The sequence below is a fragment of the Candidatus Manganitrophaceae bacterium genome, from assembly GCA_012960925.1.
Lineage (GTDB): Bacteria > Nitrospirota > Nitrospiria > SBBL01 > JAADHI01 > DUAG01.
Map to the genome: position 1 here is coordinate 1 of DUAG01000014.1, position 22606 is coordinate 22606.

18 protein-coding genes and 1 pseudogene are annotated in these 22606 nt (G+C 46.5%); 11 read left to right on the top strand and 8 right to left on the bottom strand.

The features are described from left to right. Window positions 1–755 precede the first annotated feature (755 nt). Window positions 756–857: pseudogene (locus EYQ01_02340) on the top strand (PEP-CTERM sorting domain-containing protein). Window positions 858–1040: 183 nt separating this feature from the next. Here the strand turns inward: EYQ01_02340 and EYQ01_02345 are convergent. Together EYQ01_02345 and EYQ01_02350 are read right to left on the bottom strand one after the other, a co-directional pair. Beyond that, the gene (locus EYQ01_02345; protein HIE64654.1) at window positions 1041–3332 is read right to left on the bottom strand and encodes a tetratricopeptide repeat protein; all 2292 of its coding nucleotides are present in this window, start codon (window positions 3330–3332) and stop codon (window positions 1041–1043) included. A gap of 202 nt (window positions 3333–3534) precedes the next feature. Further along, a complete protein-coding gene (locus EYQ01_02350) occupies window positions 3535–4779 on the bottom strand; it encodes an FAD-dependent monooxygenase (GenBank protein ID HIE64655.1) in 1245 nt (414 codons plus the stop codon). 179 nt (window positions 4780–4958) lie between these two features. Here EYQ01_02350 and EYQ01_02355 point away from each other — a divergent pair, with 179 nt between their 5' ends. Beyond that, complete coding sequence (locus tag EYQ01_02355; protein HIE64656.1) at window positions 4959–5609, top strand: GMP/IMP nucleotidase; 651 nt, start codon at window positions 4959–4961, stop codon at window positions 5607–5609. 44 nt (window positions 5610–5653) lie between these two features. On the opposite strand, the gene bioA is transcribed toward EYQ01_02355, so the two are convergent. Next, a complete protein-coding gene (bioA, locus tag EYQ01_02360; protein ID HIE64657.1) occupies window positions 5654–7039 on the bottom strand; it encodes an adenosylmethionine--8-amino-7-oxononanoate transaminase in 1386 nt (461 codons plus the stop codon). A gap of 248 nt (window positions 7040–7287) precedes the next feature. On the opposite strand from bioA, the gene EYQ01_02365 reads away from it, so the two are divergent. The 6 genes from EYQ01_02365 (at window position 7288) to mutY (ending at window position 13012) form a co-directional block, all read left to right on the top strand. Then, window positions 7288–8784, top strand: a complete 1497-nt coding sequence (locus tag EYQ01_02365; protein ID HIE64658.1) for a DegQ family serine endoprotease — start codon at window positions 7288–7290, stop codon at window positions 8782–8784. Between the two features lie 168 nt (window positions 8785–8952). Beyond that, entirely contained in the window at window positions 8953–9984 is a 1032-nt protein-coding gene (locus EYQ01_02370; GenBank protein HIE64659.1) for a TRAM domain-containing protein, read from the top strand. Then, on the top strand, window positions 9984–10718 hold the full coding sequence (gene ispD, locus EYQ01_02375) for a 2-C-methyl-D-erythritol 4-phosphate cytidylyltransferase (protein HIE64660.1): 735 nt from the start codon (window positions 9984–9986) through the stop codon (window positions 10716–10718). The genes EYQ01_02370 and ispD overlap by 1 nt, the downstream gene beginning before the upstream one ends. Beyond that, a complete protein-coding gene (locus EYQ01_02380; protein HIE64661.1) occupies window positions 10715–11230 on the top strand; it encodes a 2-C-methyl-D-erythritol 2,4-cyclodiphosphate synthase in 516 nt (171 codons plus the stop codon). The genes ispD and EYQ01_02380 overlap by 4 nt, the downstream gene beginning before the upstream one ends. Further along, entirely contained in the window at window positions 11215–11883 is a 669-nt protein-coding gene (gene cysE, locus EYQ01_02385) for a serine O-acetyltransferase (protein HIE64662.1), read from the top strand. Before EYQ01_02380 ends, cysE begins: the two co-directional genes overlap by 16 nt. Beyond that, complete coding sequence (mutY, locus tag EYQ01_02390; GenBank protein HIE64663.1) at window positions 11873–13012, top strand: A/G-specific adenine glycosylase; 1140 nt, start codon at window positions 11873–11875, stop codon at window positions 13010–13012. Before cysE ends, mutY begins: the two co-directional genes overlap by 11 nt. Before the next feature lie 137 nt (window positions 13013–13149). On the opposite strand, the gene EYQ01_02395 is transcribed toward mutY, so the two are convergent. Together EYQ01_02395 and EYQ01_02400 are read right to left on the bottom strand one after the other, a co-directional pair. Next, on the bottom strand, window positions 13150–13962 hold the full coding sequence (locus EYQ01_02395; protein HIE64664.1) for a hypothetical protein: 813 nt from the start codon (window positions 13960–13962) through the stop codon (window positions 13150–13152). 307 nt (window positions 13963–14269) lie between these two features. Further along, entirely contained in the window at window positions 14270–14545 is a 276-nt protein-coding gene (locus EYQ01_02400; GenBank protein ID HIE64665.1) for a hypothetical protein, read from the bottom strand. Window positions 14546–14786: 241 nt separating this feature from the next. On the opposite strand from EYQ01_02400, the gene EYQ01_02405 reads away from it, so the two are divergent. Both EYQ01_02405 and EYQ01_02410 read left to right on the top strand, forming a co-directional pair. Beyond that, the gene (locus tag EYQ01_02405; protein ID HIE64666.1) at window positions 14787–17135 is read left to right on the top strand and encodes a bifunctional diguanylate cyclase/phosphodiesterase; all 2349 of its coding nucleotides are present in this window, start codon (window positions 14787–14789) and stop codon (window positions 17133–17135) included. A gap of 325 nt (window positions 17136–17460) precedes the next feature. Beyond that, a complete protein-coding gene (locus EYQ01_02410; protein ID HIE64667.1) occupies window positions 17461–18228 on the top strand; it encodes a hypothetical protein in 768 nt (255 codons plus the stop codon). 91 nt (window positions 18229–18319) lie between these two features. Here the strand turns inward: EYQ01_02410 and EYQ01_02415 are convergent, their stop codons facing one another. The 3 genes from EYQ01_02415 to EYQ01_02425 are packed head-to-tail and all read right to left on the bottom strand — an operon-like array spanning window position 18320 to window position 22317. Next, window positions 18320–20851: an RND family transporter gene (locus EYQ01_02415; protein ID HIE64668.1), complete on the bottom strand. Its 2532-nt coding sequence runs from the start codon at window positions 20849–20851 to the stop codon at window positions 18320–18322. 44 nt (window positions 20852–20895) lie between these two features. Next, window positions 20896–21480 carry an ABC transporter substrate-binding protein gene (locus EYQ01_02420; protein ID HIE64669.1) on the bottom strand — a complete coding sequence of 195 codons (585 nt, stop codon included), beginning with the start codon at window positions 21478–21480 and terminating at the stop codon, window positions 20896–20898. 3 nt (window positions 21481–21483) lie between these two features. Beyond that, window positions 21484–22317 carry a VacJ family lipoprotein gene (locus EYQ01_02425; GenBank protein ID HIE64670.1) on the bottom strand — a complete coding sequence of 278 codons (834 nt, stop codon included), beginning with the start codon at window positions 22315–22317 and terminating at the stop codon, window positions 21484–21486. Between the two features lie 3 nt (window positions 22318–22320). Between EYQ01_02425 and EYQ01_02430 the strand changes: the two genes are divergently transcribed. Continuing rightward, entirely contained in the window at window positions 22321–22545 is a 225-nt protein-coding gene (locus EYQ01_02430) for a hypothetical protein (GenBank protein ID HIE64671.1), read from the top strand. Window positions 22546–22606: the final 61 nt, after the last annotated feature.

Below are 22606 nucleotides of genomic sequence, written 5' to 3' on the forward strand. Positions count from 1 at the left end.
ATTCATTCGCAGTTTCAAATCAACCAGATACGCCGCTTTTTTTCAAGCCCTCCATACACCACTTTCAGTTATAACTCGGAAAAGAGAGAAGGAGGCTGAAGAGTGATATGAAAAAATGTAACCATCGATTAATCATAATAATGATGTTTGGGGTTTTTTATTTTTCATCTTTAATGGTGACATCGTCTTGGGCGGTCCCTGTGCTTCAGATCTATATTGAGGGTTCTACTTATGACACAGTGACTGAATCTTGGGTCATCAATACATTAGACCCCTTTAAACTTTGGGTGATAGGTGATGTCGGTTCCGTTGGAACGATTGCCGATATAAAGCTTGCTGCAGCTGTTTCGACAGCCGAAGTTTCTGGAGGGAGCATTTCCTTGGTTTCAACAACAACTGATCTTCTCGGAACATCGGGTGATCTTTCGACACCCTCGAATCCTGTGCCGACATCTAACTTTGCTTCCAGTGATGGAGCAATTCCGATCCGGGGGGACGGAAGCTCTCTCGCGTCCCACTCGATCTATGGATCAGGAACAAGTTTTTTTGAGTGGAATCTTGGAGGTTTTACGCTAACAGACTCTCCTATTGGGGACTTTATCAATATGTTTCCTTTAGACTTTCCAGGTAATGGTCAGGTCAACGTCTATACTGTTGCTATCTCAGGATTTACAACGGTGCATTTTGATACCTATGACCATATCTATGAAGGGGATAAACACGGAAATTATAAGTTTGCTCCTTTCTCACATGACGCGACGGCTGTTCCCGAACCGGGGACGCTTGCGCTTCTAGGTTCCGGGTTGGCGGGGTTTGGGCTGGCGATGAGAAAAAGGTATAGGACGATCAGGGGGTAGAACTTGTATCCTGTACTTCACAGACACCCCTTTTGAATAATCTTAAAGAGATGCTTAAATCGATCGGCAGCTTAGCTGAAGTGGAACACTGAACCGTCAGAAAGGGCGGGCCACGAAGGAGAAAACTGCCTCTGTCTACTCTCCTGTTTTTTACGACCCCTGTACACCCTGTCCCCTATAACTTCATAACTCCCCAAGCACCTTACGAGCCTCATCCGCTCCCGGAAAATCCTTAGAAAGTGCAAGGGAGGCCTCTAATTCTTTTTTGGCCTTTTGAGCGTCTCCATTCTTATAATAGGCAATCCCTAAGTGATACCGGACGACAGGGTGTTTTTCGAGTTTTGCTGTGCTTTCTTTGAGCAGGCTGATCGCCTTGAGATAGGCATTTTTCTTAACATAGATCCAGCCGAGGGTATCAGAGACCGAAGGATTGTCAGGGAGTTTCTCTTTGGCAATCCGCGCCAATGTCAGTGCCCGGTCGATGTTCCCGCCATGCTCTGCATAGATCCAAGCCAGGTTGTTGGCCGCCGGTGCAAATTTCCCATCTATGTCTAATGCCTTTTCATATTCGGTCTGGGCCTTTTTGTAGTCGTTATTCGCCTCGAAGATTACGCCACGGAGCATATAAGCCGCAAGGACCTTTGGATCCTTTTTGATTGCTTCCGCGAGTTGCTGCAGGGCTCTGTCAAATTGTTTTTCTTGGCTGTAGAGCGTACCCAGGTCGATATACGGAGCCAAATAGTTCGGGGTGATCTCAATCGACTTCATAAAGTCTGCTTCGGCCTTCTTGAAATTTTTCTGGTTGGCGTGCAATCTTCCCCTCAAGTGATAAAAGAGGGCATTGTCCGAGGTGGATTCTATCTGTGCCGATACCCGTAGCACCGCCTTTTCGGAATCCCCCTTTCCCAAATGGGTCGCGACAATCTGTGAGAGGGCATCGATCAGGTTTGGATTGAGTGACATTGCCTTTTCAAAAAGGGTCAAGGCCTCCGATTCCTTTCTCTGTGCCCTCCGAAGTACCCCCATCCGAAAATATCCGACCGGCTCATTCGGGGCCAAATCGATGACCTTTTTATAAATTTCCTCCCCCTGTTTAATTTTGCCACTTGAGACAGAGGCATCCCCAAAGATAACATGTGCTTTCCAGTCTGAAGGGTTTGCCTGAATGATTTTCTCCGCTTCTATAAGCGCCAAATCAAACGAACGGGATTTGATATGCAGTTGGGCAAGTGAAAGACGCGCGCGATGATCTCTCGGCTGCTGTTGAACTGCTTCGGAAAATTCAGATCTTGCCTGCTGGATATTGCCCATTGCAAGATGGGACAGTCCCAAATAATAGTGTGCGAATGGATAGGTCGGTTCTGTTTGAATGACCTTTTGGAAAAGGTCGGCTCCTTTCTTTACCTTCCTTTCAGACAAATAGATACGACCCTTGGTAAAGAAGGCATCCGGATCACCCGGATTTTTTTCAAGGATCTCTTCAATCATCGAAAGAGCTTTTTCTTTTCTTTTTTGGCCTAAATAGAGAACTGCGAGCTTTTTGCTACTCACGAGGAGATCCGGTTTCACTTTTTTTGCGTGAAGGTAGGCTTCTTCCGCATTTTCCAGGTTTCCATGGGCCTGGTGAAAATTTCCAAGGACGATGAATGGATCCGGATTATCCTCCGAGAGTTGAGTTGCCTTCACAAGAGTGGCTTCAGCCTCGGGCAATCGATTGATACTTTGATAAAAGTTAGCGAGAGAAAAATATAGCAAGTTGTTTTCGGGTGATAATTCAACCGTTTTCTTATAGTGTTTTTCAGCCTTGCTGTTCTGTTGGGTCACCTGGTAGAAACGGGCAAGGGCCATATTGGATGCGATTGAGCCGGTTTCGATGGAAAGGGCGGTCTGCAGAAGTGATTCGGCTTCTTTCGCGTCTTTTTCTCGAAGGCGAATCCCTGAAAGTTCATAATAAGCTGGAAGATTTTGGGAGTCGAGTATGAGAAGATGTCGATAAGACTTCTCCGCATCCTCTAATCGATTCTCTTTCAAATAGATTCTTGCCTGGAGAAGATGGCTTTCAATATTATCCGGGTTATCCTTGAAAACCAGGGCTGTTTTTTCTTTGGCTTTGTCCAGTTCGTTCGATAAAAGGAAAAGGTTCCCCAATTTTATTTGTGCATCTATTAATTCAGGTTTTTTCTCTACTGCCTCGCTGAGAAATTTAAAAGCATTTCGGAGATTGCTCATGCCGCCCAGCTTTAAATAGACGAGCCCAAGCTGATATTTTGTTTCCATATCTTCCGGGTCAATTTGAATGACATTTTTAAATTCAATGATGGCTTCTTTATATTTTTCTTCTTTGGCGTATTCAATTCCTCTTTGATAGTGTTTGTCTTTTCTTGCCTCTGCGGATGAGCACGAAAGGGTCACCGTGAACAACCCGATGAGAACGAGCAATGATAAATAAAATAACGGTCTACTTGTGATCTTCATAGATGAATACCCTTTCCTGAATATATTTATTATCTTAAAGGAGGCATTTTAATCCGATGGACTCTAAACGACTATATCAAACCCCACTTTTACTGTAAATATACATCGAAACTCCCTATATGGAAAGATAAATGGAGACAGTAATCGGCAATAATTGCAAAAAATGAGAAGTTACTGATGTTGTCGAAGGTCAGTGTTGCCACTAAAAGAGGTGGAGCGCCCTCCAGCGGTCGTAAAGGGTAAAAGGACACATTTCAAGACCGGAAATCGTGGTCAGCATTTTGGCGTGAAGGTTGGGGTTGCGGCCAATTGTCCGAAAGATACGGTCCCGGGCCCAGACGAGTGGTCCCCAACCGCTGTTCCAGAGCCAGGCCATTTCGTCACCAAGGTCTTGCAAAAGATCGATTTTTTTTCGGCGGATCATTTCATAAGGCTGAAGAGCCTTTCTGGAAAAATCTCCCTTTTGAAAACAGTTATCCAGTATTTCAGCCAGGACCACCCCGTCTTCCATGGCCGAATTTCTTCCTTGGGCGACATGCGGATTCATCGCGTGTGCGGCATCTCCGAGGAGAACACCTCCATCAACGACCCATTGATCACAACGGACCCGAAAGCAGGGCATAAAAGATGTTTCTTCCCAGGAAGAGATGCCTTCGAGAGGTTTTTCCAGAAAAGAACGGACCGGATCATTCATTGAAAGGAGGTCATCCTTGAATCTCTGAATACCTTGCTTTTGAAATTCCTCCAATTTGTTGAAGGGAAGCAGATAAAAGAAGTAGCATTCTTGCTTTGAAACAGGAAAGAGGCCAAAGATCTTACCTTTCCCGAGATAGTATCTTGAATCTTCATGAAACCCCTCCGGGCGCGTGATAATACCTGTGATGTAACCGTGTTTATATTGATGGAGCCGGTACTTGATATGAAAGGCATCTCGAACACGCGATCTGACCCCATCCCCACCAACAATGATGGGTGCCTTGAAAAGAGTTCTTTCCTCATGGGTGGTGACTTCGGCCCCGATTACATTTCCCCTTTCCATAAAGAGGTTCTCAAAGCGGGCACCCCAGAACATCTCGATGTTGGATGACGCGGCAACCCTTTCTATCAGGATTTTTTGAATGGTCTTGGGGAGCAGGATCAAGGAGTAATCGTAGGGCTTGGGAAGCGTTTGATAGTTCACCGTGCAAAGATGCGTACCCGTCATTTGGTAAAAGTGGACTGCTTTATTGAGATGAATATCATCTTTGAGTAATTCAGTCAGAAGACCAAGTGTTTCAAGGATCTTCAGGCTATTTGGTTGAACAATCTCGCCTCTTGGATAGGATACCGGGGAGGATTGTCGGTCAAGAATAGCAATACGGTAGCCCTTTTGATCAAGTGACAGAGCGAGGGCCATGCTTCCCGGGCCGCCTCCAACAATGACGAGATCCCATTCTTTTTTCTTCATCTTTGCCCTTGGTCCAATGTTTATTCTGCACTCTACTTCACCTGATCCCGGACCGTCAAGGCGACCATTGATTAAACTCGGTTCACGGATCTTTCTTTGACAGGATCGATTTCCTGCCGTAAAGTGTTTGAGAGGAATACTCTAATTTACGGGCCATATTTATAATTTCAGGAGTAGAAATGATTCCCTGGGAGAAAATCGACACCGTGCTTCTGGATATGGATGGCACCCTCCTTGATCGATATTTTGATGATTACTTCTGGGAAGAACTTGTTCCTGAAAAGTTTTCCGATCTCAGAGGGATCTCTTTATCTGAGGCCAAAAAACTGCTTTATGCCGCTTTTAAAGGAGAGGAAAGGACCTTGAATTGGACGGATATTTACTACTGGTCAGACCGTCTGGGACTTGATATTGTGGCTCTAAAGGTAGAGATGTCTGATCAGGTACGGGTTCATCTAGGAGTCCTTCCTTTTCTAAAGTTTATTCAGGATGGAGGAAAAGAAGTTGTTCTGGTGACAAATGCCCATCCAAAGACAGTACAGATTAAACTTGGACAGACGGACCTGAGTCCATATCTGGATACGATACTCTGTTCAAGCGACATCGGGGTTCCGAAAGAGGACTTGGAATTCTGGAGAGGGGCGGAGAGGGTTCTTCTTTTTGATAAATCGAAGACCTTATTTGTCGATGACAATGAAGCCGTCCTTCGTGCTGCAGATTCGTTTGGGATCAAATATCTTCTTCAAAAAAACAATGCAAGCAGTCGTCGGGTTCAGAGTCCGCCAACCACCTTTCGGTCATTAGACCATTTTGACTCCCTCATCCCTTGAACTGTGATGTCGCAGTTCTGCACATGCAGAGGGTGTTTCATGCACTAAGATTTTTTTCTTAATGTTACTGCTCGGATCGATTCTCCAGTAACCTGAATCAGTCTATTCAAATCCCGCAACGAAATCGAAAGGGGTGGTAACAGGACGATTACATTTCCAAGTGGGCGAAGAAGGACCCCTCTTTTTTTTGCCTCCAGACAAACATGCCATCCAATCCGCTCCTCAGGGGCATAGGTCTTCTTCTCCTTTTTGTCCGCCACCAGCTCAATTCCGACCATGAAGCCAATCTGACGAATCTCTCCGACATGTCGCCACCGTTTCCATAGCGCCAGCCCTTTCTTTAGAAAGTCGATCTTTTTTTGAAGCTTCGCCAGAACCTTTTCTTTTTTGAATACCTCCAGGCTGGCAATCGCGGCAGCGCATCCGAGAGGATTACCTGTGTAGCTGTGGCCGTGGAAGAAGGTCTTAAATTCCGAATATTCTCCAAGGAAGGCGTCATAGATCTCTTGTGTGGTCAAGGTTGCCGCGAGAGGCAGGTAGCCGCCCGTAAGGCCTTTTGATATCGCCATCAGATCCGGGGTGACACCCTCATGTTCACAGGCAAACATCCTCCCCGTTCGCCCAAAACCGGTCGCAACCTCGTCTGCGATCATGAGAATGTTATAGCGGGTGCAGAGTGCCCGGATACGTTCAAGATAATACGGTGGACTGGTAATCATTCCTGCGGCGGCCTGCACCAATGGTTCAATAACCAGGCCGGCTGTTTCTGCGGCATGTTTTTTCATGCAGGCTTCTACCTCATCCAAACAGGCAACCTTGCAGGAAGGGTGAGAAAGTGATAGGGGACAGCGGTAACAGCTTGGCGGGGGCACCCTGATTGTCTTAAAGAGGAGGGGCTGGTATGCCCGATGGAAGAGGTCGATGCCCCCAAGGCTGACAGAGCCAAGGGTGTCTCCATGATAAGCCCGATCAAAGACCATAAACTTTTTCTTTTTTCGGTCCTTCTTTTTCTGGTTCTGCCAATAGCTGTAGGCGATTTTCACGGCCACTTCAACCGCAGTCGACCCGTTGTCTGAATAAAAGACCTTTGTCAGCTTTCCGGGGGGAGCTTCTCCACTGGGTGCGATCTGAAGAAGTTTTTCAGCAAGTTCTATTGCAGGGAGGTTTGACAGACCCAGCAGAGTGCTGTGTGAAATCTTTCCGATCTGGCGGATTAAGGCGTCATTAATTGTCTTATTGCGATGGCCGTGGAGATTGACCCAAATCGACGAGTTTCCATCGAGAAATTTCTTGCCATTCAGATCGGTCAGTGTGACCCCGTTTCCTTCGACGATGATGGTTGGGTCTTCTTCTTCCCACTCCTTCATCTGAGTAAAAGGATGCCAGATAAAGGTCCGTCCCTTCCTGGCCCATTCCTTTTTTTTGTCCATAAGTTATTTTTCCTGAGTTGGGAATGAATATGAAAGTTACATGTAACGATTCAGGTTGCCTGGATTTCCTTCAGGGCAAGGCGCGAGGAGCATAGAACCGCAGCGTATGGGTACATACGTGAGGATTCGAGCACCGGAGCAACGCCACCCTGGAGGAAAAGACGGGCAAGATGGATTGTTACATCGCTTTACAATATTAAAATCGCTATAGTATAATGTCAAAACTTGAATAAAGAAAGAAGGATTTCTTGAATAACAACGATAAGTTAGGGATCAAGCGCCTGATTTTTCCTGCCTTCCTGATCTTTGCGGGGGTGATTATCGGCATCGTCCTGGTCTCTGAGTTTCATTCCATTCCGCCTGGCCAGGCTGTCGATGAGGCCCTTAGAATAAAACCGCCCTCTATTGACGGCACACAGCAGGCCTTTGTTGCAATATCGAAATCGGTCACGCCGGCTGTCGTCAATATCTCTACGTCACGGACAAGGAAGAAAGGGGACGATTCATCGGGTTTTCCCTTTAATGATCCCTTCTTCAAGCGTTTTTTCGGTGGCAACCCGAAGGAAAGGCGAGAAGTTCCAAAAGAAAGAAGGTCTCAGAGTCTCGGTTCCGGGGTGATCGTTGATCCCAGCGGTTTGATTGTAACGAATAATCACGTGATAGAAAAGGCAGACGAGATCAGGGTTCTTTTGTCCGATAAACGAGAATTCATCGGAAAGGTAGTAGGGACTGATCCAAAAAGTGATTTGGCCGTCATCCGGATCGATGCAAACAATCTTCCAACCGTTGCCTGGGGGGATTCCAGTCAACTTCAGGTCGGAGAATACATCCTGGCCATTGGCAGCCCCTTTGGGTTCACGCAGACGGTGACAATGGGCATCGTCTCGGCAATCGGCAGGGCAAATGTCGGCCTGACAGACTACGAAGATTTTATCCAGACGGATGCTGCGATTAATCCGGGGAATTCCGGAGGCGCGATGGTCAATATCCAGGGTAAACTGGTCGGAATTAATACGGCAATCTTTACCCGGAGTGGGGGATATATGGGGATCGGGTTTGCGGTTCCTAGTAATATGGTCAAGTCTGTCGTAGACAGTCTTGTGACAAATGGGAAGGTTGTCCGAGGGTGGCTGGGCGTAGCGATCCAGGATATCACCTCACAACTGGCCAGAGGCTTTGGCCTGAAGGAGGTAAAAGGTGCCCTGGTGAGTGAGGTCATATCGAATAGCCCTGCAGAGCGAGCAGGGTTCAAAAGAGGCGATGTGATTATCACATTTATGGGGCAGGCCGTCGAGAATTCAGCCAAACTGAGAAATATTGTTGCAAGGGCAGAAGTCGGAAGCCGTGGAAAGGTTCAAGTGATTCGGAACAAGGAGGAAGTTGATCTGGATGTCATCATTGAGACCCAGCCAAAGGATATGTTTGCCAGAGGACGGGGAGAAGGAAAGTCGATTCCGAGTAAAAGTCTGGCTGGAATCGAGGTAGAGAAGCTTACTACAGATCTTGCGCTCCAACTTGGTTTAGACCGTGAGGAACGAGGTGTCGTCGTCATGCGCGTCGAACCGGGGAGTTCTGCGGAAGAAGCCGGCCTGCGTCGGGGCGACCTCATTATGGAGGTAAATCATGGATCAATTCACGATTTACAAGACTATGAAGAAAAACTTTCTGCGAGGCCGGACAATCAGGCAATATTGCTTTTAATCCGTCGGCAAGAGAGAACCTTATTTCTGACGCTGACACCGTGAAAATGCTATTTTGGGGGTGGAGGATGGCACTTAGGTTGGAGACCATCAAGCCAGCAAGTTACAATAAACTTAAGGTATTAAATACAATATTTAATGATAAGATAATGACATATAAAAATATTTATATGAACCTAAATCTAACTCATACATTGAAGGAAGGATTTTATAATGTCAAAACCATATGGTGTACATTTTCTTTTTGGACTACTGAGTATCTTAATCGGTTTTTCACTTTCCTCCCGACTGGAGGTCGTGAATCCCTTTGTCGGCGGCGGAATCGGGTTTTTTGTATGGCTGATGGTGATGGTCTTCACCATCTTTTTAGAAAAAGAGGTAGTGAGACGGTTGTTATGGGCTTTGATTGGATTCAGTGTCGGGGCGCTCACGAGTGGAATAATCGCCCTCCTGGTTGAACCGGTTTTAGTCCTGAGTCCTGCTGTTTCCCTGGTATGGAATGGGTTTTCCATTTTATTCTTCACGTATATGGGGACCGTGCTTTCCTTGAAGATAGAAAAGGACCCTTCCCTCTTAAGGAGTGGAAATTCTCATGAAGAGAATTCGGGTGTCTCCAATAAGAAATTATTGGATACCAGTGTGATTATTGATGGAAGAATCGCTGACCTGTGTGAGACCGGTTTCCTGGAGGGCGTTTTCATCATTCCGCAGTTCATCCTCCAAGAGCTTCAACATATTGCTGATTCTTCTGACTCCATAAAAAGAGCGCGGGGCCGTAGAGGTCTCGATGTCCTGCACCGGATACAAAATATGGACGACATAGATGTCCGTATCGTGGATGATGACTTCCCCAAGATCCGGGAGGTCGATTCCAAGCTGGTTGCACTCGGAAAAAAAATCTCGGCCAAGGTGGTCACGAATGACCTGAACCTGAATAAGGTTTCCGAACTGCAGGGTGTCCGTGTATTAAATATCAACCAACTCTGCAATGCCTTAAAGCCTGTTGTCCTCCCTGGAGAGGTGATGCGCGTTTTTGTCCTGAAAGAGGGAAAAGAACTTGGCCAGGGAATTGCCTACCTCGATGACGGAACAATGATTGTGGTCGACGAGGCAAAAAAACGAATTGGTAAAAATGTCGACATCGTTGTCACCAGTGTCCTTCAGACCCCGGCTGGCCGGATGATTTTTAGTCGCGTACAGGGAGAACCGGGCCGAGCGGAAATCTCATCCATGAGAAAAAATTAATGGTCTTTGTCATCATCCCGGCGGCAGGGCAGGGTAAGCGATTCGGCGGGAAGACAAAGAAGCAATTTCTTGGGCTCGATGGCCTTCCTGTCCTTATCCATACATTGACTATTTTTCAGAAAATTTCTCTGGTGGATGAGATACTCCCTGTTGTCAATCAAGAAGATCAATCCTTTACAGAATCCCTGATCGCGGAGTATTCACTTTCAAAAGTGAAGAGGATCATTCCTGGAGGAGATGAACGTCAGGACTCGGTCCGTGCAGCACTTGTTCTTCTCGAAGAAGAAGGCCAGCCTGAGGATATCGTTCTTGTCCATGACGGGGTTCGCCCCCTGGTTTCTCCTGTAATCATTGAAAAGGTGATTTGTGCCACAGAACAATATGGTGCAGCCGTTGCAGCCCTCCCTGTTGCGGATTCCCTTAAAATTGTCTCTAAAATAAAAGAGCTTGTAAGGAGTATCCCCAGGGAGAATCTATGGGCGATGCAAACCCCTCAAGGCTTTCGCCTGGGTTTATTAGGGGATGCCTACCGGCAGGCCGCTCAGGAAAATCTCATCGGGACGGATGACGCGATGCTGGTCGTACAGATGGGGAAAAAAGTGAAGTGCATAGAAGGGTCTGTGGAAAATATAAAGATTACCAATTCAGAGGACCTGAAACTGGTCGAGTTAATTTATCGGGAAAGAATGCTTCAAGGGCGAATTAAAACCAGGCGGGACAGGCCTCTTTTATGACACGTATTGGCATAGGATATGATGTTCACCCCTTTGAAGAGGGGCGCCGTTGCATCCTGGGTGGCATAGATGTACCCTGTAGTAAGGGACTCAAAGGTCATTCCGATGCTGATGTGCTTTTGCATGCTGTCTGCGATGCCCTCCTGGGGGCCTCAGGGCAAGGAGATATCGGCGTCCATTTTCCTGACAATGATCCCCGCTGGAAAGGGATATCCAGCCTGAAGTTTCTGGAAGAAGTAGGGCATCTACTTTCAGAAAAAGGCTGGTCTGTTGTGAATGTTGATGCGGTTATCATTGCCGAACATCCTAAGATTTCTCCCTATGCCCAAGGGATGAAGAAGAACATCAGCCGATGTCTGTTGATTGGAGAGGATCAAGTAAATATCAAGGCGACCACGAATGAAGGGATGGGATTTATTGGACGCGGTGAAGGAATTGCCGTGCAAGCGGTCGCTCTGATTGAAGAGTCTAAGGGGATGATAAAGGGAAATATTCCATGTTTAGGACGATAAAAGGGGACCTCAAGGCGGCGTCAGAAAGGGATCCTGCTGCGAGGAGTCTCATAGAGATTGTACTCACCTATGCGGGTGTTCACGCACTCTTTATGCATCGGATTTCCCACATCCTCTGGAAGGCGCGAATACCGGTGCTCCCTCGTCTTATTTCGCACATTGCACGTTTTATGACCGGAATAGAGATCCATCCTGGCGCGGTAATTGGCCAGGGGTTTTTTATCGATCATGGAATGGGCGTGGTGATTGGCGAGACAACGGAGATTGGGGATAACGTGACCCTTTACCAGGGAGTGACTTTGGGTGGAACGGGTCTTGAGCCGGGCAAGCGACATCCCACCCTGGGAGACCACGTCATCGTGGGGGCCGGGGCCAAGGTGCTGGGGGCAATCGTGATCGGAGATCATGTTCGAATCGGTGCGAATTCGGTTGTCCTTCGTTCGGCGCCGGACCACGCAACCGTAGTCGGAATTCCCGGAAAGATGATTCGCCGTCAGGAAGAAGGAAGAGGGGTTCTGGACCACACCAACCTACCCGATCCGATTTCGGAACGATTCAAAATTCTGGAACTCCAGATTCTAGAATTAAAGCGGGAACTCAAAAAAAATAAGATTAAGACCGGTTCCGGTGCCGGAAATAAAGATGGTGATTGACCGTTCCCGGTATTTCACACGCTCTCTCCTGAGTTGGTATCGTCATTCCGGACGCTCGCTTCCCTGGCGCGACACCTCAGACCCCTATCTAATCTGGCTGTCTGAAATTATGCTACAGCAAACACAGGTTGCGACGGTCCTACCTTATTACCATAGTTTTATAACGACCTTCCCCACGATACAAGATCTTGCTGCAGCCTCTTTAGATGATGTGATGAAGCGTTGGGCTGGCCTTGGCTACTACGCCCGCGCACGGCATCTTCACCAAGCGGCCACGGAGGTCCTCAGAAAATTCGACGGCAGGATTCCTTCCAGGTATGAAGACATTATTTCACTTCCGGGGATTGGTCGATCAACGGCAGGAGCGATTCTGACCATCGCTTTCAAGCAAAGATGGCCGATTCTTGACGGAAATGTTCGCCGGGTTCTTTGCCGTTATTTCTTGATTGACAAAGATCCAAAAGGGAAAGAAGTTGAGGTCTGGCTTTGGGATTGTTCCGAGAGACTTCTTCCCAAAAAGGAAGCGCATGTCTATACCCAGGCCATCATGGATCTGGGGGCCACGATCTGTACGCCCAAGCGCCCGCAATGTCTGATCTGCCCGGTCAATAAAGGGTGCGGGGCCTATCAGGAGGGGGTGGAGGAGACCTTACCGGTGAGAGCTGTACGTAAGAAGGTCCCGCATTTTGATCATGTGGCGGGTATTATTTTTGATGCGAGAGGGGTTCTCATCCGCCGAAGGCCCTTAAAAGGACTGCTGGGAGGCCTGTGGGAGTTACCCGGAGGAAGGCTGGGTTTGGATTTCAGGGAGGAAGGGCATGAAAATAGTGTGAAGACCCTACTCGAAACAGAAATGGGATTTTACATCGAAGTCTCTCATCAATGGATGGAGATTAAGCATGTGTTTACCCATTTCAAAATGACCCTCCATGTCTTCATCTGCCGTAAAAAGAAAAAAGGGATCGATCAATCTTCCAAACACCACTGGGTGCCCATCGAAAAATTAGGCGATTACGCCTTTTCTTCAGCCCAGCAGAAGATCGTTGTGAAGCTCTCTAAAGAGGGTTGCTCTAGTGGATTATTCTCGAAAGAAAGAACTCGTCTTGCGAGGAACGGTCAGATTAAATGAAGGGTACATCTTGAAAATATTCGGGGAAGAGGAGGTTCTGAACCAGTAATTAATGATCAAAAGGGGGCATGACAGCCAGGTCAGTAGTAGGAGGAGAAGACTGGATTTATTTTACGAAACTCGAAGCTCAGACTAGTTTACTGGAATTTCATAACGTCTACCGGGGAGATGGAATTTGTAGTCGTTCCGTTACCCAGCTGACCAAATTGGTTATTACCCCAACATTTAATTGTTCCATCTGAAAGTCTTGCACAATTATGAAAGAGCGTAGCTGAGATGCTTGTCGCCGTTGAAATCCCTGTGACATTTACTGGGACATGTGATCCAAGGATGATTCTGTTCCCAAGTTCACCAAAGAAATTTATTCCCCAACATTCAATCATTCCGTTAACGATGAGGGCACACGAGTGATTAGCCCCAGATGCCACGTCAACGGCATCAATGATCTCTTCTATTAGAAGAGGAACAGAGGAGAAGTTAAATAATCCGGAGGGGGTAATAATGGGGCTGCCGAGTTGCCAAGCATTGTTATCTCCCCAGCATTTTAGTGATCCTCCTGTAAGGAGGGCACAGGTATGAAGACGGCCTAGCGAGATCGAAACTGCGTTTGAAATCCCATCAACCAGAACTGGGGTAGATGAACTATTGCTTGTCCCATTCTCAAGTTGACCGAAGAAATTAAAGCCCCAACATTTGATCTTGCCACCAGAAATAACGGCACAGCTATGTCGAAAACCTACTCCGATAGATATTGCATCACTTATCCCGACTACGGTAACTGGGGTTGAGGAATCGAATGTCGTTCCATCTCCTAGTTGTCCATCCATATTTCGCCCCCAGTACCGGACTGTATCATCGCTTAGCATGAAACAAGTATTGTTCCCAGCAGCGACTATCGACATAGTCTTTTTTATGGTTGGATGCCCGAGTAATCGAGGTTTTTCCAGCAATATCTCGCTGTCACCTCCTCAACAACCAGCCAAGATGAAGGGCAATAAGAGGAATAGACCTAGGCGTCGGAACAATGAGGGTGCTGAAAGCATGGTATTTTTAACCCATGTGATGGAGTTCCAAGCCTGATCAGGAGAGAAAAGTCTTGGAGAAGTAAAAACAATATAACTGAGGTTGTAAAATTTTCAAAGCAAATAAGGAAAGAGATCTGTTTTAATCTGTGGCCAACTGTACATGATAAGTTTGTGGAGCCTCACTTTTGTAAAAAAAAGGAAATTCCTCCAATGTCTCCCTCGTAGTGATAGACTATTTCATGAGGGTCGCAAACCAGGAATCTAATGTTCCGTCTTCTATTTCTTTGAGGGCGATTTCATTAAACTGATGGTAGCGGACCCAGTCTGAATGCTTTTGAACTGCCTCCGCATTGATTTCTCCTCCTTTATTTAATTCAGCCCATTTCTTATCAATTGTTTCTTCACTGTACGCCTGAACGCGTTCCAGGAAAGCATGGACAATGGTTGCCATGACTTCACTCTTCACGGCCTTAGCTTCTTCTCTGTGTTTCGGGTGGTATAGCGGCATGACCTTCCTCCTGGACGACCCGGCTTGCAATGCAAGCCTCTTTGGTGATGCACTCTATTCTATATTGATCTTTTGAAGAACCCCGCCCCCTGGGGACGAGCATTGTGCTCACGATCTGAGTTCAGAAGATAGCATTTCATAAAAAAAGAGGTCAAATATTTCCGATAGGTCTATTCGTTGCAGAATATCTACCACGTTTCTCTATCGTTTATCTTGATTGTTCATTGAGTAACACCTTATAATGCAGTTGCTCATTTATTGGGAGGACAGGATGCAGGTGCAGGAAAAAACAACCGAAGTGAACCTGATCCGTTTTGCGGTCGGCGTCGGCGTTTTGTTTTGGTTTCTTGAGTCCTGGATAGACACCCTTTTTATTGATGAGCCCTACCTTGTTCGCCTTCTCCAAGCTGATTCCAATGAAATCTGGATGCGTTCCTTCATTATCGTCACTATTATCTGCTTTGCCGTCTACGCACAAAGGGCAATCGGAAAAATAAAGCTTACAGAAGAAGCACGACGTGAATCGGAGAAACGCTTTCGCATCATTTTCGAGCAGGGGACAGATTCTATCGTCCTGGTCGATGCGGTGACGGGTGCATTGGCTGAGTTTAATGATAAGGCCGTTGAGACCTTAGGCTACACGCGTGAGAAATTTCAAACCCTCAAGGTTGCTGATTTCGAAATTGTTGAGGCTGAAGAGGATGCAAAAAAATACAGGGAAATGATTCTTAAGGGAGAAAGTGCTACCTACGAAACAAAGCTTCGAACGAAGGATGGTCGAATACTCGATATCCTGAAAAGCAGCAGAACCCTTTCAATTCAAGGAAGAGAATACATCCTCTACCTCTACCATGACATCACAGAGCGTAAGCGGGCAGAAGATAACCGTCGCCTAGCCGTCAGCGTCTTTGAATCCGCAGCTGAGGGAATTACCGTGACCGATGCCAACAGAAATATTCTCACGGTCAATCCCGCATTCACGGAGATTACAGGATATACCCCAGAAGAGATTGTTGGAAAGAACCCCAGGATTCTCGCATCAGGAAAACATGATGCGGCCTTCTATAAGGAAATGTGGGACACCATCCATGCCAAAGGTAGATGGAGCGGTGAGATTTGGGAACGCCGTAAAAATGGTGAGATTTTTCCAGAATGGCTCACAGTGACGTCTATTAAGGACGATAAAGGGAAGGTGGTTAGGTACACCGGGCTATTTAATGACATCACCAAGCAGAAACTCAACGAGGAAGATATGTATTACCGGGCCCATTATGACCAACTGACCGGCCTTGCGAATCGACTGCTTTTTTCTGAACGTCTTTCACAGGCGATGAAGCACTCTAAACGAAAAAATAAGATCCTGGCACTCATGTTTATTGATCTCGACCGGTTTAAGAATGTCAACGACACCTTTGGTCACTCTCTGGGAGACTATTTGTTAAAGGAAGCGGGAAATCGATTTCAAGCCTGTGTAAAAGAGGATGACAGCGTCGCCCGTTCCGGGGGAGATGAATTCCTGATTCTCTTGCCGAATATCAATGATAAAGAGGATGCGGAAGCGGTGGCCAAGGAGATTATCGAACAGTCCAGTCTTCCATTCCGCTTGAAAGGACACGACGCTTTTGTCAGCGCCAGCATTGGGATCACGATGTTTCCTGCTGATGGAGACGATGTCACAACAATGTTAAAAAATTCCGATATGGCCATGTATCAGGCAAAGGATGCGGGTAGAAACACATACAAATTCTTTAATCGGTCGATGACTGCGATAGCCCGTGAACGGGCAACGATTGAATGGGACCTCAGGATGGCTCTGGAACGCAATGAGTTGGAGATATATTATCAACCAATCATTGATATTGAAACCAAACAGATGTCCGGTACAGAAGCCCTCCTCAGATGGAATCATCCGAAGCGGGGCCTGGTTTACCCGGATAAATTTATTCCAATTGCAGAACAGTCGGAACTGATCGTTCAAATCGGTGAGTGGGTGTTGCTCTCGGCTTGCAGACAACTCGAAAAATGGCATAATCAGTATCCACTTGAAATCTACATGGCAGTCAACATGTCAACCCGGCAGTTTAATTACAAGACCTTTACAAGGATGCTTACCGACTCCTTGAAGAGAAGCGGCCTGGCCCCGAACCTTCTGACCCTGGAAATCACTGAGAGTTTGCTGATGGACGGGGGAAAAGATGCGGTGGATAAACTTGGAAGCTTCAGGGAGATGGGTATTCACCTCTCAATAGATGACTTCGGAACAGGTTATTCCTCTCTGAGTTATCTTTCACGTTTTCCAATTGATCTGCTTAAGATTGACAAGTCCTTTGTCCATAATGTTGCGACCGATCCCACGAAGCAGGATTTGGTCAAGGCGATCATCACGATGGCGCACGCCTTGAACCTCAAGGTTATTGCGGAAGGGGTCGAGATAGAAAGTGAACTGGTCTTCCTCAGAGATGAGGGCTGCGATTCGGCACAAGGGTATTATTTCAGTCGACCGCTTATGGTGGATCAATTTGAAGATATGATGAATAAAGGGCTTACCCCTTATGGGCATTTCCAAATCGCTACCCCCCTTGCTCCCTAGTATCTAGGAACATGGAGGGTGTTTACGAACACGTATAACAATCTATCCTCGTTCTCCCAGGGCGAGTTTCTTCTATTCCCCGAAAAATACCCGGTAAACGTTCCGTTTTTCTTTTAGACCTATTTTTAGCTCCCCGCCCATGCCAGTGACCTTCACTTTCACTCCCTGTACGTGTTTAAGTTGATTCCCTTGATTCTTCCAGGGTGAGAGCGAGTCCATACACTTGAGAAAAGGACATAAATAGGGATAGAATAGGGCAGAAGGTCTCCAAAGGCTTTTCAGATTTTAAAATGAATGGGGGAAACATCAAAAATTAGGAGGTGAGATGTATTCTAAAACAAATCGCAGGACACCCAGCGTAAAGCCCTTATTTTCATTTGGTCTTATTTTTTCTTTATTGCTTGGAACCTTTGGCTGTGCGGCAATGCAAACATCTATCGCACATCGAGACCTCGATGTGCGGACTCGGATGTCAGACAGCATTTTTTTAGATCCGGTTTCTCCTGCCAAGCGGACCATATTCATAAGTATCCGGAACAGCTCTGATAAAGACTTTGATCTGAGTGGCGTGATGGGGCGCATTGTTTCAAGAGGATACATGGTCGTAAATGACCCTGAGAAGGCGCATTATATTTTGCAGGCAAACATCTTATATGTCGGAAAGGCGGACCCCACAGCGATTGAGGAAGCGATGCGGGATGGTTACGGCCCTTTTGGCGGAATCATCGGTGGAGCGGTTCTTGGATCTGCCATCAGTCGTAGCAGGCGGGGCGCCGTTGTCGGCGGGGTACTTGGCGGCGCTGCAGAGTTGTTAATCGGTTCTCTGACGAAGAATATAACCTTTACCACGATCACGGACGTTGAGATATCCGAGAGAAGTGCAGGACCTATGCGGCAGGAAAGTTCTACCCGCCTTAATCAAGGAGGTGGGACAGGTTCAACCACTGTTCGCCAGGAAAGCAAGACGACCACAAACAGAAGGAAATACCGAACACGGATTTCTTCAACGGCCAATAAAGTCAATCTTCAGTTTGAAGAGGCAAGACCGGCTTTAGAGGTGGGTCTTGTCCGTGCATTGTCTGGATTGTTCTAGGAGCGACGCTACCTTATCTTCGAAACCTTGGAGTTTGGATTCGAGGTAAGGTTTGTGTGGGTGGGCATTGCTGCTGTGTCCACCCTCTGAGTTATCTTGTCTGATGGCTTCCTTGTTCCAACTCGGGTCCGAGCGGCTTAAAAAGGATAATTAGTTGCGGCAAGAGCGTCATGGCTGCAACCAATGCGATCAACATCGCGAGTCCTGTCAGCAGACCAAAATAAATGCTCGGGATGAAGTTGGAAAAGGTCAGAATTGAAAATCCGATAATGATGGTCACCGAGGTGTAATACATTGCCTGACCGATACTCTCATGGCATCGGTGGAGTGTGCGGATGTAATTAGGGTCTTTATTGAATTCTTGGATGAATCTGTGGATGTAGTGGATTGTATCATCAACAGCAATCCCCACGCTGATCGCCGCAATCGTGATCGTCATCATATCAAGAGGAATATTCAGCCATCCCATAACACCAAGAACAATTCCAATTGAAAGGAGATTCGGCGTAATTGCAATCAGGCTGAGTTTGAGTGATTTAAAGAGCAGAAGGAACATTAATATCAGGGCCGATACGGCGACACCTAAGGTTTTGATTTGTGAGTTGAAAAGACTCTGTAGCATATTGTTGTATAAAACAAGCATTCCAGTCAGATGAACCTGATCCTCTTTTAAGCCGAAATCCTGGGTCAGATCATGGCGGATTTTCTTCAAGAGGGCATCCCGCTTCAGTGACTTGTCTGAATCACGGATCCGAACAAAAAAACGGGCTTGGTTGTGTTCGACTGAAATATAAGGGGTCAGCACAATACCCCGAAATTCTTCAGGAAGCTCTTTGTAAAGAAGGGCGAGCTGAAAGTTATCAAGAGGCTCCCCGTCGTTCATTTTTTCTGCGAGCTTCAGCATGGTTCCGAAGGAGAGGATCTTTCCTGTCTCGGGTATCTCGTTGAGATAAGCATCAATCCTTTTCACCAGGGCCATCTTTTCTGTCGTAAACCAATAGGTGTCACCCCCTTCGTCTCCATTAAACTCATCAAACTCACCAAAATCGTCACCTTCACTCGAGTCGGGAGCCTCTTTCGACAAGGGAAGAACCTCTGGTAGGGCTTCCAGATCGATAATGACATCAAGCGGTGTGGTTCCTCCGAGTTGTTGATCGATGACTTTCATTCCACGATAAATCTCCGTACTCTTTTTAAAGTAGTCGATGAAGCTGTTCTCAACAACAAGTCTCATTATTCCGGCCAGGCTGACCAGGAAAGCGATGAAACTGATCACCATGATGAGCCCCCCCCGACGCTCTGTAAATCCGGCCAGAATCGAAGTCAGGGGGAAAATCGATTTTTTCCTGGGTTGTGGCGGTGATTTACCAATGAGTATGAGGATGACCGGGAACAAAATAAAGGTAAGGATAAGAGAGACGGTGATCCCGGAAATCATCATCCATCCAAAATTGATGACCGGGAGAATATCGCAGAGAATGAGGGAGGCAAAGCCTGCGATTGTCGTTAGCGCGGCATAAAGACAGGGTTTAAGCATCAACATTACGGTATCGAGGACGATCTGGCGATGCTCCCTCTCGGGATGCTCATCGACAAGTTCTCGATAGCGGACGATCAAATGAATTGTAACTGCCATCGTAATAATGAGTTGAAGCGAAATGAAGTTGGAAGAGATGACGGTTACCTCCCAGCCGAACATCCCGAGAAATCCAACCATGGATAAGGAGGCAGAAAAGCAACAGATCAAGGGGATCAGTATCCAGCGTTTTTGCTTGAAGATGATTTTCAGAGTGATGATCAAAAAAAAGAGAACACCCACGCCAAAGAGTTTGAGGTCATTTTTGATAAAGGTGATCAGGTCATCTGTAACCATGCTGATCCCGCCAAGGAAGAGATCGGCTTCTCCACGATATCGCTCCATAGTCTTTCTGATCGCGGCGATATTCTGGTGGCGAATCCGCCGCCTCTCATCGTTGTTCTTCCGGATGATACTTCTCAGTGTTTTATATTCCTCCCGCTCCGTGGGAGACAGACCCGTTTTTCGTTCCTTTTCCCTGAAAGTGCTTCGGCGCTCCCGCAATATTTTTTCACCTGGATTGTTCGGAAAGGTAATCTGAAGTGCCGTCGTTTTCATATCGGGACTGATCAGTAGGTTTTGATAGATGGGGCTGTTCTTCAGTTCAATCCTGGCCAGTTTCGTGTCAACGTCTGGCGACTCAAGGGTGATCAAGGTACTAGATAAGTCTTTAATAGGGATAGGGGGACTTTCCAGGAGAGGGACATCGAGAATGGAAACAACCGATGAGACACCGTCAAGCGCTCTAAGTTCATCTCTCAAATTTTTAATAGTGGATAGAGTTGTTCCAGACAAAATATCCCCTTTTGGGGTATATGTGACGACAACAAAGTCTTGTTTCCCATAGCGCTCGGATACCATATGCGTATTCTGGAGATCTTTATCATCTTCTAGAATAAGAGAATCGGAAGATGCATCCAGGCGGAAGCCTTTCGCCTGGATGCCGAGGAAGGAGAGAAACAGAAGCAGGCAGGCAAGTACGACGCGTGGTCGTGCAAGCAGGATCCGATCAAAAAACTGGAGCGTGACTGAATCAAATGTTGTCATCGGAATCGCTTGAAATCAATCTCGGGAATAAAAGGGGATGGAAGTTATTCAATGTCGGATTTTTCCAGTTTAAGGAAGAGGTCGTCAATGGTTCCGGTGCGAAGCACCTCGTTAAACTGAGACCGGTATGTGGTGATCAGGCTAACTCCTTGAATTTCAATATCATAGACAAGCCAGCCTCGTTTCTTCGACTTATAAAATTTATAGAGCATATTGATTTCCTTCGTGCCAGAAATGATACTTGTCAGGACATGGATCTTTTTTTTGACGTGAACCGACTTATTGATCGTTACTTCCTCATCTTTATAAAGGTCTAATTTATCGACGTACGATGCTTGAAGACGGTGAACAAAAAGAGAGGTGAATCGCTTTCTCTCCTCCTTGGATAACCTCGGCCAATATTTTCTTCCGAGAGTCAGTTTCGCCATCAGTGGAAAATCAAAGGCCTCTCTGACGATGCCGAGAATCTTATCCTTTTTTTCTTCAATGGGAAGATCTTTATTCTGAAGCAATCTTGTTGTCGCAGAAAGCTTTTCGCTTAGGAAAGTCTTAACCTCTTCAAGATCATCTGCGATGACAGGAGAGGTGAACAGCAATAGACCGATTGAGATGATGATTGCTTTCAGCATTTGTCAGTCCTTTATCTTCATCTTTCTATTTTGTTCGTAAGCATCACGCGTCAGGATATAAATATCGAGCGCGTCTTTCTTTAGACTTGCAATCTCGGCAAGATGCAGCGATGTATCGTTCAGTCTCTCGAACGATTCAACGCTGGCACCAATAGCGAGTCGTCCATAATTATCAACCCCGGAAAGAGAATCATCAGAAAAAACGTATGTGGAATACGTTAAATACCTGTCTGCTGCCATTCCGACCGTATCTCGTAGATTCGAAGGACCAAAGACCGGAAGAACGATGTGAAATATGCTTGGAGTACCATAATAACCGAGCGTTTGACCGAAATCTTCCTTATGGGGCTTAAGGTTTAGCCAAGACTGCGCAGGATCAAAAAAACCGAGAAGTCCGATCGTGGTATTCACGGTAAACCGGGCCAGTTCTATCGAGGCGCCCCTCCCCTTGAATTGCAGGAGATTATTCACAAAACGGATTGGAAAGAGGAGGTTATTAAAAAAATGACTGACCGCTATGCGGCCCGGCCTCGGCATAATGTTGTTATAGCCTCGGGCAGTCGGCTCCAGAACCCAGTCGAAGAGTTTAATATTGAAGCGTGTCATGAGCCTGTTATACGGGGACAGAGGGTCAAAGATTTCAATGATGGCTTCCTCACTGAATTCATCCTCAAATTCTTCGAAATCCCCATTGGATATAAGCTCTAATTGGATAAACTGAACCTCAGCAGATTGGGTGTGTTCGGCCTCGTCGGCGATGGCTTCATTGGAAAAGAAGTATATTGTCGATATTAGACAGATTGAGGCGAAAAGAAGAATTTGCATATACCGCCGCATCAGATGACCTCCAAACAGTCCAACTCTTCATTCCTTTCTATTCTTACCTGGCTGTGGGGGGGCTTCAACAAGGCAATGGGCACAATCCTCATAATGGAAGCGCCACACTCCCAGAAGGGAAAATACCCATCTCCCTTCAAGATATCAAAAAGATGTGTAAAAATCACCATGAAAATGATAATCGAGATACCTCTTGACAAAAATGAGACAAAAGATAAGACTGCCTAGCAATGAGAGGGGAATGTTTAAAGTTCATGCAATATTTCGCATTCAAAGAGACCGCATCTTC

What these genes read in the sequence shown, in the direction of transcription:
- EYQ01_02405 (HIE64666.1), top strand. Translation starts at nt 14,787, where the DNA reads ATGCAGTTGCTCATTTATTGGGAGGACAGGATGCAGGTGCAGGAAAAA.
- EYQ01_02355 (HIE64656.1), top strand. Translation starts at nt 4,959, where the DNA reads ATGATTCCCTGGGAGAAAATCGACACCGTGCTTCTGGATATGGATGGC.
- EYQ01_02400 (HIE64665.1), bottom strand. Translation starts at nt 14,545, where the DNA reads ATGCCGCTATACCACCCGAAACACAGAGAAGAAGCTAAGGCCGTGAAG.
- ispD (HIE64660.1), top strand. Translation starts at nt 9,984, where the DNA reads ATGGTCTTTGTCATCATCCCGGCGGCAGGGCAGGGTAAGCGATTCGGC.
- EYQ01_02370 (HIE64659.1), top strand. Translation starts at nt 8,953, where the DNA reads ATGTCAAAACCATATGGTGTACATTTTCTTTTTGGACTACTGAGTATC.
- EYQ01_02415 (HIE64668.1), bottom strand. Translation starts at nt 20,851, where the DNA reads ATGACAACATTTGATTCAGTCACGCTCCAGTTTTTTGATCGGATCCTG.
- EYQ01_02425 (HIE64670.1), bottom strand. Translation starts at nt 22,317, where the DNA reads ATGCGGCGGTATATGCAAATTCTTCTTTTCGCCTCAATCTGTCTAATA.
- EYQ01_02420 (HIE64669.1), bottom strand. Translation starts at nt 21,480, where the DNA reads ATGCTGAAAGCAATCATCATCTCAATCGGTCTATTGCTGTTCACCTCT.
- bioA (HIE64657.1), bottom strand. Translation starts at nt 7,039, where the DNA reads ATGGACAAAAAAAAGGAATGGGCCAGGAAGGGACGGACCTTTATCTGG.
- EYQ01_02350 (HIE64655.1), bottom strand. Translation starts at nt 4,779, where the DNA reads ATGAAGAAAAAAGAATGGGATCTCGTCATTGTTGGAGGCGGCCCGGGA.
- EYQ01_02410 (HIE64667.1), top strand. Translation starts at nt 17,461, where the DNA reads ATGTATTCTAAAACAAATCGCAGGACACCCAGCGTAAAGCCCTTATTT.
- EYQ01_02430 (HIE64671.1), top strand. Translation starts at nt 22,321, where the DNA reads ATGACCTCCAAACAGTCCAACTCTTCATTCCTTTCTATTCTTACCTGG.
- EYQ01_02345 (HIE64654.1), bottom strand. Translation starts at nt 3,332, where the DNA reads ATGAAGATCACAAGTAGACCGTTATTTTATTTATCATTGCTCGTTCTC.
- mutY (HIE64663.1), top strand. Translation starts at nt 11,873, where the DNA reads ATGGTGATTGACCGTTCCCGGTATTTCACACGCTCTCTCCTGAGTTGG.
- EYQ01_02380 (HIE64661.1), top strand. Translation starts at nt 10,715, where the DNA reads ATGACACGTATTGGCATAGGATATGATGTTCACCCCTTTGAAGAGGGG.
- cysE (HIE64662.1), top strand. Translation starts at nt 11,215, where the DNA reads ATGTTTAGGACGATAAAAGGGGACCTCAAGGCGGCGTCAGAAAGGGAT.